This window comes from Algoriphagus boseongensis (genome assembly GCF_004362805.1).
GTDB lineage: Bacteria > Bacteroidota > Bacteroidia > Cytophagales > Cyclobacteriaceae > Algoriphagus > Algoriphagus boseongensis.
On record NZ_SNYF01000009.1, the window covers coordinates 29,001 to 41,488 of the forward strand.

Consider the following 12,488-nt stretch of genomic DNA (forward strand, 5'->3'; position numbering starts at 1 on the left):
ATATTTTATATATTTAGGTAAGAATTTTTTGAAAAATATGCTGGGTACTTTTTTGAGATATCGTTCGTCTCTATTCCTTGTGATTTTTTGCATGGGAATTTTTACGATTCAATCCTTTTCCCAAATCCAGGATTTCGAAAAAGAATTTTCAATTTCCTCTTACCCTGATGAATTTTTACCCGGATGGTATGGAAATGAAGTTCGGGCCACGACTTCGAGAATTTTCCAAAGTTTAGGATTGGGTAGGGGAGGTAGTAAAGCCTTGGCTATTCAGCCAATCAGTACATTCAATGGGGTTCTTTGGATTCGTTTGAATTTAGAGGCTAATCCTTCAAAAAAGGTAGTTTTTTGGGCTAGATCCCAGCAAAATGGAGCGGGCAATCGACCAGCTTTGGTGTTTTATTCTTGGGGTAAAGGTTTGGATGGGGAGTTTTCTGGCAAAACTCAACTGGGAAGTAATTCTGAATTCCCCAATGTGAATCAGGATTTCAGAAGGTTTATTCTTGAAGTTCCGGAGGAGTTAGGATCAGAAGAAGAAATTATTCTAAGGCTGGAAGTCAACTATGGAAACGGAACTGGTAGTGCAGCAAGGTGGCTTATGGATGATTTTGCTTTTGAAGAGTTTATTCCGGACACCATTGCTCCAGAGATAGCTTCTGTAAAGGGATACTCGGCACAAGAATTACTTATTCGATTTTCCGAGAAGGTTGATCCGGTATTTTCATTGCTTCCACCTGCGTATGAATTAGAGGGGGAAAATCCGGAGAAAATCAAAAGTCAAAATGACTCAACCTTCATCCTTTCTTTTGGAGAAAGCCTTACAGAGGGAAAAGTCTACAGCTTAAAAATCACTCAAATTCCTGATTTGGACGGAAATATTCTTAAGGACACTCTCGTCAATTTCAAGTTTTTTGATCCAAGATTATTCTCCCAAAAATCCATAGTGATCAATGAATTGATGCCGGCTCCAAGAGCAGATCAAGACCTGCCTAATGTGGAATATGTAGAACTATACAACCCCACCGAAAAGGAGTATCGCTTGGATTCACTCATTTTATCTAATACCAGAACTTCTACACGTTTGGAAAACTATTGGCTGGGCCCCGAGAAATATCTAATTCTTGTTCCAAAAGGCCAGGAGAAAAATTTCACAGCGTATGGTGAAGTGCTTGGAGTGGCCAATTGGCCTACACTTTTGAACTCAGGAGACCAGGTCATTATGAAAACTGATTCAGGGTTAGAAATCGATAGAATTTCCTTTTCAACTTCAAGTTGGGGAGGTAGTGAATTCGCAGGCGGAGGATATAGTTTGGAAGTCCCTGATCCTTATTTATTATGCACTAATTCTGAATTTCTGAAGAGCTCCAAGGATCCAAAAAGGGGGACACCAGGGGTTGAGAATTCCGTATTTGACCCGAATTTTCAACTTCCAGAATTGAAAATTACTTCTGCCTATTTTCTCGATTCTTTAAGTTTTGAAATAAATTTTTCTGGTCCTTTTTCCAATACCCTAGCTCTTAATCAGATTCAGATCAGTCCAAGTTTGAATCTGGAAAGTCTTTCAATAGAAGGAAAAAAGATAAAAGTTTTATTGGCTGAAAAAGCCCTGCCCAATCAACTATTTCAACTTAGCATCAATGAACTTCAGGACTGCCGGGGAAAATCGATTTCAGTTCTTGGCCCGATTGAATTGGTGTTGCCCTTAAAACCTAAAAAGGGGGATATTTTACTAAATGAGTTATTGTTTAATCCCATTTCAGGAGACCCCAAGTTTGTTGAAATCCATAATCGAAGTGAAAATTACCTAAGTCTTGAAAATTGGGCCTTAGGGAATCTGGATAACCAAGGTCAAGTAGCCCAAGTCAGAGTTTTTGGAAACAGGGATTTAGTAATTCCTCCAAGAGGATTTTTGGCAATTACCACAGATCAGGAGAAACTTAAAATAAGGTATCCCAAATCCCAAAGCGGGAAATTTATTGATTTAGCTTCTTTGCCAAGCTTTCCCATTTCAGGGGGTACTGTGGTTTTGATTTCTTCTTCAGGGGAAGCGGAAGAGAATTTCACTTATTCCGAGGAGCTTCATCATCCACTTTTGCGGGACTCCAAAGGAGTTTCTTTGGAAAGAGTTTATTCTGGAATTCCTGTCAATGATCCCAAGAATTGGCAATCGGCCTCAGGGAATGAAGACTTTGCAACTCCTGGAAGGAAGAATTCACAGGCCTTGGATGAGCAAGCCTTCGAAGAGTCCATACGAATTGATCCTCCGGTTTTTGATCCGGAAGGAAGCTCTGGTCCAAGTTTTACCAGTATTCGGTATCAATTTGAGGATCCTGGATGGATTGGAACTTTCCGAATTGTTTCCTCTTCAGGTCAATTTATTTATACCCTATGTCAAAATGCGGTATTGGGTACAGAGGGCCAATTTGTTTGGAATGGTGTCGATAGCAAAGGTGCAAGGGTGAAACCTGGGTACTATGTTTTGTTGGTGGAAATGGTGGACTTAGGAGGAAAGACCTTAGTCATCAAAAAAACAATTGTTGTGGCTACCAGACTATGATTTAAGATTTTTTTAGGGGTGAAAAGCAATTTTTTGTATCTTTTGATACAAACCCCAAAATGCCATGGAAAAAGATCTAATCACCCAAGCTCTCCAGGAAGTGGTTCTTAAAGGAGGCAAAGGTCTTCCGGAAGTCCAACAGTACTTGTTGATGCGCTACAGAATTCAAACTGAAAATCTGGTTTTGTCAAAAAGACTCGAAAAAATGCTAAATGAAGAAAAAGCCGTCGCCTGACAGTTTTTTGTTTTTATCGAGCTAAGTTTAATTTTTTATAAACTATTGATTTTTAGACGATAAAAATCTAATTCTTTTTTCTTCCTTCGAATAGGAGGGGCTCATTTTGCAAATATCAAAGAGCGGCGTATTTTAGAGAACCAAACTGTTTTAATTTCCGTCCCGGTACTAAAATTAAACCCAAACTGTTTATGAGTCAGGAAGAAAAAACCGCATATTCTCAAGAGGAGCTAAAAGAATTTGAAGAAATCATCCTTCAAAAGCTGTCAGTGGCAAAAGAAGAACTTCATTCGCTAAAGGAAACTTTGAGTAAGAAAAACGATAGTGGAACCGATTATACTGCTTCTACATCAAAGCTTCTCGAAGATGGGGCAGATACCTTGGAGAGAGAAAGCATGAGCCAATTGGCTGCCAGACAGCAAAAGTTTGTGATCAATCTTGAAAATGCACTTATCCGAATCAAAAATGGTACTTATGGAGTCTGCGTAGATACCGGGAAGTTGATTTCAAAGGAAAGGCTTAAGGCTGTTCCTCATACCATGCATTCCATAGAAGCAAAATTGGCCAAGAAGTAAGTGGATTTCCTTCATCGCCATATTGAGGCTTTGATTTTTTGCGCCCCTGAGCCCTTGACCACCTTAGAAATTGTAAAGTGCCTCAGTGAGATGTTTGGTACTGAGATTCCTTTAGATCATGTGGAGGAAGCCGTTTATGATTTGCGAAAAAAGTATAACCAGGAGGACTTTGCCTTTGCCCTGGAGCATATTGGAGGAGGATACCAATTCCTGACCAAGCCAGCTTATCAAACCAGTATCAGTATCCTATTGCGGCAGCAGTCACAAAAAAGACTCTCAACTGCACAAATGGAAACGCTTTCCATTATTGCCTATAAACAACCGATCACTAAAGGCGAAGTGGAGCAAATACGGGGGGTAAATAGCGATTATTCAGTGCAGAAATTGCTGGAAAAGGAATTGATTGAAATTAAAGGGAAGTCCGAGGGTGTCGGGAAACCGATTATCTATGGCACTTCCCAAAAGTTTATGGAGTATTTTGGGATCAACTCTATTCAGGACCTGCCACAACCAAAGGATTTCTCCCAACCTGAAAATCAGATAGGAGAGGAAAGAGAATAGGTTAATCTAAAACCACTTTAGCTAACCTTGAAATCAGGAATTTTTTTCCGGTGGCTACTTCTTCACAAAGTACTCTGGTCCTTCGCGTTTCTCCTTTTTTAAATTTTCTTCCAGAAACAGTAAATATGCTCCCTGGAGCTAAATCAGCCAAAAAACTTCCAGTTGCTTCTTCTCGATTAGTATCATATTTCCCCATTTCTTTCATGAGAAAAAGATCCTTAGCAGAGCTTGCCGATGGATTTCTCATGTGAAGCCTTAACGGGATCAAAATATCTTTTGGGAATACCGACTTATTTAAAACAGGAAGCATCAATTCTTGGAAGGTTTTCTTCCATTCATGACCGTGTGGAGCATGATTCACTCCGAATTTTTCAAAAGCCCTTAAATGAGCGACCTCATGAATGTAGGTAAGAAGAAATTGGTAAGGATTGAGGTCTGAGTTAATGGTGATGGTTTGGATTTTTTTGTCTTTCCGATACCGAAAATCTCCCAGTTTGGTAGCTCTGGGTTTTTTGACATGAAATGAAAAAGGAACCTCTTCCCAAAGCTTAACGCAGTACGAGAGGGAAAAAGGGGGCAAATGAAGTTTTAAGATTTTTTCGATTGCCTGTAGGTTACTCATTGGCTAAAAATAAAAAAAAAGAACCCCGACTAAGCCGGGGTTCCAATTTTTTTCCTTTTCGGATCGATTACTGAGCAGGAGCTACAACAGTAGTGTCAACAGCAGCAGCAGCAGTGTCAACTGCAGGAGCTTCCTCAACTACAGTTTCTTCAACTACTACAGTTTCTTCTGTAGTTTCTTCAGTCGTCTTGTTACCGCAAGAAGCAGTAGCGATCAAGCCAGCGATTGCGAAAATTGCAAATACCTTTTTCATTTGTTATGGTTTTCTTAATTACGGAGCAAAGGTACTAGTATTATTTACAATTCTCCAAGTACCTTCCAAATATTTTTTTATTTGTTTTTGTAAATAATTTTTACAGGAACTCCTTCGAAATCAAAGTTTTCTCTTAACCTATTCTCTAAGAACCGGGTATAGGGGTCTTTGATGTATTGTGGAAGGTTACAGAAGAAAGCAAAAACCGGATTTTTGGTAGGTAACTGGGTGGAATATTTAATTTTTATGTATTTGCCTTTCCATGCTGGTGGAGGATATTTTTCAATCTCCTGAAGCATGATGTCATTTAGTTTCGAAGTAGGGATTCGTCTGGTTTTGTTTTCAAAGACCTTAACTGCCAATTCAATTGCCTGAAATATTCGCTGTTTTTCTGTGACAGATGTGAAAATGATTGGGATCCATTTGTGCTCGCCTAATCTTTCGAGCATTTCGTCCTTAATTTTATTCATGGTCTTATGATCTTTTTCAATAAGATCCCATTTGTTGACCATGATCATTACCCCTTTGTTGTTTTTTATGGCTAGTGCAATCAAATTGATATCCTGAGCTTCTAGACCTCTGGTTGCATCCACCATGACAATAACTACATCGGACTCTTCCAATGTCCTCAATGAACGCATGACGGAATAAAACTCGATATCTTCTTTGACTTTCCCTTTTTTTCGTATTCCTGCGGTGTCAGTAATGATAAAGTCTTTTCCAAAAAACTTATACCTCGTATGAATTGCGTCTCGGGTGGTACCGGCTTCATCGGTTACAATTGATCGTTCCTGACCTAAAAGGGCATTTAGGAAGGATGATTTCCCGACATTAGGTCTTCCCAAAATTGAAATCTTGGGTACGCCTGCATCTGGATCTTCTTCTCCCTCATCTTTGAAATGGGTGACTACAGCATCCAAAAGATCTCCAGTTCCACTTCCGCTAACAGCCGCAATAGGATAAATTTCAAAATCGCTGAGTCCTAAAGAATAAAACTCATTGGCCATCAGCGCCTTTTCTTGGTTGTCAGCTTTATTGGCTACGATAAATAGAGGCTTGGTAGTGCTTCTCAGTTCATTGGCAAATTCAGTGTCCAAGTCAGTAAGGCCATCATTGCAATCCACCACAAAAAGGATTACATCAGCCTCTTCAATGGCCAATTTTACCTGCTTTCTGATTTCAGCTTCGAAAACATCATCAGAACCAGTCACATATCCACCGGTATCAATTACTGAAAAGAATTTCCCGGACCATTGGGCATGTCCATAGTGTCGGTCTCGGGTAACCCCGCTTAGGTTGTCTTCAATCGCTTTTCTCTCTTCAACCAAGCGGTTAAAGAGGGTGGATTTTCCAACGTTTGGTCTTCCGACTATTGCTACAATATTTGCCATGATCAAGATGGGTCGTACCCGAATTTTTTAAGTTTTGCTTTATTTTTCCTCCAGTCAGGTTCTACTTTGACGAAGGTTTCTAGGAATACTTTTTTGCCGAAAAACTTCTCCAGTTCTTCCCTGGATTCTATTCCGACTTTTTTTAGCATTTTTCCTTTATCTCCTATGACGATGCCTTTTTGGCTATTTCGCTCTACAAAGATGGTAGCCCGGATTTTGATGATTTTTTCCTCATCATGAAAATCCTCAATGGAGACTTCTGTACTGTATGGGATTTCTTTTTTGTAATTGGTGAAAATCTTCTCTCGGATAATCTCGGAAGCAAAGAACCGCTCCGGGCGGTCAGTTAGTTCCTCTTTATCATAAAAAGCTGGATGCTCGGGTAATCTATCGAGGATTTCCTGCAGGATTTTCTCAGTGTTGAAATTTTCCTTAGCTGAAATCGGGATGACACAATCAGATTTGACCCGGGATGTCCAGTATTCCATCACCTGATCTAACTGACCTTCTTTGGCCAGATCGATTTTATTGATTACCAAGATAACCGAAATTCCAGACTCATTGATTCTTCTGATTACGTCCTCGATTTCCTCGTCAGTTTCATATAAATCTGTCACAAAAAGAATCACATCCGCATCTTCAAGGGAGAGGTTTACAAAGCCCATCATACTTTTATGTAATTCGTATTTGGGCTTGAGCATTCCTGGTGTATCAGAAAAAACTATTTGATAATCTTCAGAATTTGTAAGTCCTACAATTCTGTGACGTGTAGTCTGTGCTTTAGAAGAAACTATCGAAAGTCGCTCACCCACAAGGATGTTCATTAGGGTGGACTTGCCGACATTGGGTTTTCCAACAATATTGACAAAACCTGCTTTATGGGGATGAGCGGTCATTTTCTAAGAATTTTTTGCAAAGGTACTTGATTTTTGAGAGTTTGTCCTTACCTTTGCATCACAATATCGCGGGATGGAGCAGTTGGTAGCTCGTCGGGCTCATAACCCGAAGGTCACAGGTTCGAGTCCTGTTCCCGCTACTACAAGAAAGGACACTTAATTTAGTGTCCTTTTTCTTTTTGAAATTTTTTCAGATAAAACTTTTGAGACTTTAATAAGGAAGGTCTAATCCTTCTGGTTATTCTCTTCCTTTGATTTTTGAGAATTGGCGTAAATAATCATATCCTCCTCAGAAAAAAGAGGCATATAATCAATCCTAAATTGAGCAAACTTTTGTCTTCTAAGCTCCAAAATTCTCTCTCGTTTCGCTTCAATTTTTGATTTATGATAGGCTCGGGAAGTAGACTTTTTTCTTAAGTTGTGTTTGATTTTAAGCCTTCTAACACTTAAAGAAGGATTTTGACTCTCCTTTTGAGAGGGGGCAAAAAGTTCTTGTTGTCTGAGGTTTTCAGATTTCGGCAAAAAAATGCTGGATAATGAAAATCCTTTTCCTATATGCGTGATGCGAATTACCATAGCCTACCTGTCAAAGATAGGTAAGCCACTTGCAAGAAATATACCCAGAACTGGGTATTTTCTAATTTTTTTCGCCTTTAGTTAGATTTTTTAATTAGCCCATCCAAGGAGAATTTTCCTCCTCCAAACATCAGCAAACAAATGAAAACAGTAAAAAACAAAAGAGGCAATTCTTTTTTGGGGAAGGGATCATTCCAATGCGCATAGAAAGCCGCAGTAAGCATGGTGATCATTAAAGGGATAGTGGCTAGGCGGGTTTTGAAACCGAGGATTACCAATCCTGCACAGATGACCTCTGCAAATGTGGCCAAGCCCAAACTAATCTCCGGACCAAATCCAAAAGGATCAGCAAACTTCACCGGACCTTCGCCAAATAGCCTGTTTATTTTTGGAATTCCATGAGTCAGCATCATTCCACCTACAAGAATCCTCACTAGCAATAATCCGATATCTGTTCTTACTTTATTGATCATAGCTTTTAAACTAGTTTCATCTCAAATTAAGCAAGCACGGCAGAAATTATTCGGTCTTTTCCATTAAGGTCCTTATGGAGTTTTATTTGGTCGAAACCTAAGTTTTTTAGCAAATCGGAAATCTCGGTTCCAGCCTTTTCATAGATTTCAAAGTATAGCTTTCCCCCCGGATTTAGTAAATCCTTACTTTTTTCTGCAATGACTCTATAAAAAACCAAAGGATCAGAATCTGGTACAAACAAGGCCAAATGTGGTTCGAATTCTACCACATTTTGATGCATTTCTTTTTTCTCACTTTGGGGGACATAAGGAGGATTAGAAACAATTATATCCAGTTGGGGTAAATCTGGGAAGCTTTTCAAAATATCACAGTTAAGAAATTTAACCTGAGCCCGATTCTTTAAAGCATTTTCCTTGGCCACTTCGATGGCTCCTTCCGAAATATCCAAGCCAAAAACCTCAGGTGAAGTCATTTCCAAACTCAGAGAAATAGGAATACATCCTGTTCCTGTGCCGATATCAAGGATTTTTAACCCTGGTTTGGGATTTTCTTTGATGATCAGATGAACCAGTTCTTCGGTTTCATTTCTGGGAATAAGTGTATGTTGATTTACCTTAAAATCCCGTCCATAAAATGGACAATGACCCAAAATATACTGGATAGGCTCTCCTTCTTTTAATCTTTCCAAATCAGAATATAGCACCTCCGGCAAAGCTTCCTCTTTCATGAATTTAAATAGATCCATTCGCTTTAAGCCCAAATGATGTTCGAGGAGCCACTCTACCAAGTTTTGGGCTTCTTGGGAATCATATAAAGGTGTGAGTTCCAGGCTTAGCTTTTGCGAAAATTCCTGATAGGATATTGACATGCTCAAAGGTAAAACAGGCTTCTAGTTTTTGATTGAAAAATCAAAATAATCCATGCTCCGGATATTCCGATTACCTTTGCATAGAGAATTTTCCCGAATGAAACTACACAACAATACCATCCGAGGTGTTCATCAAGCATTGGATGCCATTTTCGAACAAGGTCAATACGCTGATAAAGTAATCGAAAGAACCCTTAAATCTAATCCCAAATGGGGGGCTAGAGATAGATCATTTATTGCCGAAACGACCTACGAAATGGTTAGATGGTGGCGATTGATCACTTACTTAAGTCCATCGAATGATTATTGGGATCTATTCGGCACTTATTGGCTGATGCAGGGAAATGCTCTTCCACCTTGGGAAGAATTTGAGAGGCTGAATGCCGAAAAGATTAAGGGCAAATTCGAAAGCCTTAAAAATCCCGCTATTCTGGAGTCTATTCCGGATTGGTTGGAAGAGATTGGGAAAAAAGAATTGGGCGAACTATGGCAGGCTGAAATTCAATCGCTGAATGAGGAGGCTGAGGTTGTTTTGCGAGTGAACACGCTTAAAACCACTCGGGAAAGACTTAAAAACCAATTGGCAGCCGATGGAATCCAAACCTATATTGTAAAAGGATATCCCGATGCTTTGGTTTTGGAAGAAAGACAAAATGTCTTTCGTAATCCTGCATTCAAGGAAGGACTTTTTGAGGTTCAGGATGCTTCCTCACAATTGGTAGCAGCTGCTTTGGCAGTGGAACCTGGAATGAGGGTGATCGATGCCTGTGCTGGTGCAGGAGGGAAGTCTCTGCATTTGGCAGCTTTGATGGAGAATAAGGGAAAGGTGATTTCTATGGATGTGGAAGAGTGGAAACTTCAGCAAGCGAAATTGAGAGCCAGAAGAAACGGAGTTTCGATTTTTGAACCCAAATTGATTGAAGGTTCCAAGACCATTAAAAGACTTAAAGAGTCAGCTGATCGTCTTTTGCTAGACGTTCCTTGTTCCGGCTTGGGAGTGCTAAGGAGAAATCCGGATACCAAGTGGAAATTGAGTCCAGAATCCATTGAGAAAGTTCAGCAAACCCAACAGGAGCTCCTTCAAACCTACCCATCTATGCTCAAGCCGGGTGGGCAAATGGTCTATGCCACTTGCAGTATTTTGCCATCAGAAAATGAACTTCAGGTGAAAAAATTCCTTGAAAGTGAAGCTGGAAAGGAATTTCAACTGATTGAAGAAACCAAAGTTCTTGCTCAAGAAAGTGGTTTCGATGGTTTTTATATTGCCAGATTGTTAAAAAAATAATTTTCTATATTCTTGTAATTCAGTATCTTAAAGTGATTTTTTAGAATGTCCCATGGATTTAGAACTGATATTCTCTTTTGCCAACACAACAGCCTTATTGTGCTGGATTTTTTTGTTTGTTCTTTACCATAAAAAATGGGTATATAAATGGCTTTTTTCCTTGGTGATGACCTTTTTGGCCGTGGTGTACCTATTTTTTATTTTGAAAGGAATAGGAGGAGATGCCGATGGAGGTTTTGATACGTTAGCTAATGTCAAAAAACTCTTTTCAAAAGATGAGGCGGTTTTGGCAGGTTGGATCCATTACCTAGTTTTTGATTTGTTTGTGGGAATGTGGATTTGCTATGATGCTGATTTGAGAGGAATTAATAGATGGATTCTGCTTCCGTGTTTGCTTTTGACTTTCCTTCTTGGGCCTACTGGACTACTCCTTTACTTTTTAATTCGGCTTGGTTATCTAAAAAAATTCCCTCAAAGCCCTTACGAAAAATAGAAGAATTGATCCTTGGAATCTCTCAAATTGGGTCAAACGAGATAAGATATTTTCTTCCTTAATCTTTTGAAAACTGGAGGCTTTCCAAAAATTATTTCAAATTCTTGTGCCTTCGGGCAGCCCTACCACATAATTTTTGTTTTTTTATTGGCTTGGCAATGCTTTTTGTTTGTACCTTTGACGGGCAAATAGGGTTACCTACAACCAATATTTGCCATGAATCCAAACTCCTCGAAGTTTCTCTACGAAGCACTCACTTACGATGACGTGCTACTTGTCCCAGGTTATTCTGAAGTTCTTCCTCGCGAAACCAACACTTCCACCTGGCTCACCAAAAAAATCCGATTAAATATTCCTTTAGTTTCGGCTGCTATGGACACCGTAACTGAGGCTGAATTGGCAATTGCCATAGCCTTGGAAGGTGGATTGGGTTTTATCCATAAAAATATGTCCATCGAAAAGCAGGCTGCCCAAGTTCGCAAGGTAAAGCGTTCTCAGGCAGGCATGATTCTAGATCCAATTACCCTGGACATCAATTCCCGAGTTCGTGATGCTGAGGCGATCATGAGAGAATTTCATATTGGTGGGATTCCGGTAGTCGACGAAAAGAAGATTCTAAAAGGGATTATCACCAATCGAGATTTGAGATTCATCAAGGATCCTAATCGCTTGATTCGTGAAATTATGACTAGCGAAAATCTAATTACCGCTAAGTCAGGTGTTTCTCTTGAGCAAGCAGAGGAGATCCTACAGGAATATAAAATCGAAAAGCTTCCTATCGTAGACGATGAATACAAACTCACGGGACTGATTACTTACAAGGATATTCTCAAAAGAAAAGACAAACCTTACGCATGTAAGGATGAATTTGGCCGATTGAGAGTAGGTGCGGCAGTCGGAGTGACAGCAGACATTGTAGAGCGAGTTGAAGCCTTGAAAAATGCAGGAGTTGATGTGGTGTCTATTGATACTGCACATGGACATTCCAGAGGCGTAATCGACACGTGTAAAAAAATCAAAACCGCATTCCCAGATTTGGAAGTTATTGTGGGTAACATCGCTACACCTGAAGCAGCAATTGCTTTGGCAGAGGCTGGAGCTGATGCGGTAAAAGTTGGCGTGGGTCCAGGTTCTATTTGTACCACTAGAGTCATTGCTGGTGTAGGTGTACCTCAGCTTTCCGCAGTTTTTGAATGTGCGGAAGCTTTGAAAAATCATGGAGTTCCGGTAATCGCCGATGGTGGAATCCGATATTCCGGAGATTTGGTTAAGGCTATTGCAGCTGGAGGAAGTTCCATTATGATCGGTTCTCTTCTTGCAGGAACTGAAGAAGCTCCTGGTGAAATGATCATTTTTGAAGGAAGAAAATTCAAGTCCTATAGAGGAATGGGTTCTTTGGAAGCAATGGAATCAGGTTCCAAGGACAGATATTTCCAAGATGCTGAAGACAATATTAAAAAGTTGGTTCCGGAGGGAATTGTAGGCCGAGTTCCATACAAGGGCCTTGTATCTGAAGTTTTATACCAATTGGTTGGAGGACTTCAGGCGGGTATGGGGTATTGTGGCACCAAGACTGTCGAGGATCTTCAGAAAAATGGAAAATTCGTGAAAATCACCGCAGCTGGAGTTAAAGAATCTCACCCTCACGATGTGAGTGTGACTAGAGAGGCTCCTAACTATAGCATCAAATCTTAATATCAAA

13 protein-coding genes and 1 tRNA gene are annotated in these 12,488 nt (G+C 39.9%); 8 read left to right on the forward strand and 6 right to left on the reverse strand.

Going from position 1 to position 12,488, the window contains the following annotated elements:
- Window positions 1-91: 91 nt before the first annotated feature.
- The 4 genes from DFQ04_RS15770 (at window position 92) to scpB (ending at window position 3,928) form a co-directional block, all read left to right on the forward strand.
- On the forward strand, window positions 92-2,557 hold the full coding sequence (locus tag DFQ04_RS15770; protein WP_166637317.1) for a lamin tail domain-containing protein: 2,466 nt from the start codon (window positions 92-94) through the stop codon (window positions 2,555-2,557).
- Between the two features lie 64 nt (window positions 2,558-2,621).
- Window positions 2,622-2,792, forward strand: a complete 171-nt coding sequence (locus tag DFQ04_RS18365) for a hypothetical protein (RefSeq protein WP_166637318.1) — start codon at window positions 2,622-2,624, stop codon at window positions 2,790-2,792.
- A gap of 191 nt (window positions 2,793-2,983) precedes the next feature.
- On the forward strand, window positions 2,984-3,367 hold the full coding sequence (locus tag DFQ04_RS15775) for a TraR/DksA family transcriptional regulator (RefSeq protein WP_133557641.1): 384 nt from the start codon (window positions 2,984-2,986) through the stop codon (window positions 3,365-3,367).
- Window positions 3,368-3,928, forward strand: a complete 561-nt coding sequence (scpB, locus tag DFQ04_RS15780) for an SMC-Scp complex subunit ScpB (protein ID WP_133557643.1) — start codon at window positions 3,368-3,370, stop codon at window positions 3,926-3,928.
- Window position 3,929: 1 nt separating this feature from the next.
- On the opposite strand, the gene DFQ04_RS15785 is transcribed toward scpB, so the two are convergent.
- The 4 genes from DFQ04_RS15785 to era form a co-directional block, all read right to left on the reverse strand.
- On the reverse strand, window positions 3,930-4,550 hold the full coding sequence (locus tag DFQ04_RS15785; protein WP_133557645.1) for a SprT-like domain-containing protein: 621 nt from the start codon (window positions 4,548-4,550) through the stop codon (window positions 3,930-3,932).
- Between the two features lie 67 nt (window positions 4,551-4,617).
- Entirely contained in the window at window positions 4,618-4,803 is a 186-nt protein-coding gene (locus DFQ04_RS15790) for a PG1828 family lipoprotein (protein ID WP_133557648.1), read from the reverse strand.
- Window positions 4,804-4,880: 77 nt separating this feature from the next.
- Window positions 4,881-6,194: a ribosome biogenesis GTPase Der gene (der, locus tag DFQ04_RS15795; protein ID WP_133557649.1), complete on the reverse strand. Its 1,314-nt coding sequence runs from the start codon at window positions 6,192-6,194 to the stop codon at window positions 4,881-4,883.
- 2 nt (window positions 6,195-6,196) lie between these two features.
- Window positions 6,197-7,090: a GTPase Era gene (era, locus tag DFQ04_RS15800; RefSeq protein WP_133557651.1), complete on the reverse strand. Its 894-nt coding sequence runs from the start codon at window positions 7,088-7,090 to the stop codon at window positions 6,197-6,199.
- Between the two features lie 67 nt (window positions 7,091-7,157).
- On the opposite strand from era, the gene DFQ04_RS15805 reads away from it, so the two are divergent.
- Window positions 7,158-7,230, forward strand: a tRNA-Met gene (locus DFQ04_RS15805).
- Between the two features lie 513 nt (window positions 7,231-7,743).
- On the opposite strand, the gene DFQ04_RS15810 is transcribed toward DFQ04_RS15805, so the two are convergent.
- Entirely contained in the window at window positions 7,744-8,139 is a 396-nt protein-coding gene (locus DFQ04_RS15810; protein ID WP_133557653.1) for a DoxX family protein, read from the reverse strand.
- Between the two features lie 26 nt (window positions 8,140-8,165).
- Window positions 8,166-9,008: a peptide chain release factor N(5)-glutamine methyltransferase gene (gene prmC, locus DFQ04_RS15815; protein WP_133557655.1), complete on the reverse strand. Its 843-nt coding sequence runs from the start codon at window positions 9,006-9,008 to the stop codon at window positions 8,166-8,168.
- Window positions 9,009-9,105: 97 nt separating this feature from the next.
- Here prmC and DFQ04_RS15820 point away from each other — a divergent pair, with 97 nt between their 5' ends.
- From DFQ04_RS15820 to guaB, 3 genes are all read left to right on the forward strand, one after another.
- A complete protein-coding gene (locus tag DFQ04_RS15820) occupies window positions 9,106-10,293 on the forward strand; it encodes an RsmB/NOP family class I SAM-dependent RNA methyltransferase (RefSeq protein ID WP_133557657.1) in 1,188 nt (395 codons plus the stop codon).
- Window positions 10,294-10,345: 52 nt separating this feature from the next.
- Window positions 10,346-10,786, forward strand: a complete 441-nt coding sequence (locus DFQ04_RS15825; RefSeq protein WP_133557659.1) for an ABA4-like family protein — start codon at window positions 10,346-10,348, stop codon at window positions 10,784-10,786.
- A gap of 216 nt (window positions 10,787-11,002) precedes the next feature.
- The gene (guaB, locus tag DFQ04_RS15830; RefSeq protein WP_133557661.1) at window positions 11,003-12,481 is read left to right on the forward strand and encodes an IMP dehydrogenase; all 1,479 of its coding nucleotides are present in this window, start codon (window positions 11,003-11,005) and stop codon (window positions 12,479-12,481) included.
- Window positions 12,482-12,488: the final 7 nt, after the last annotated feature.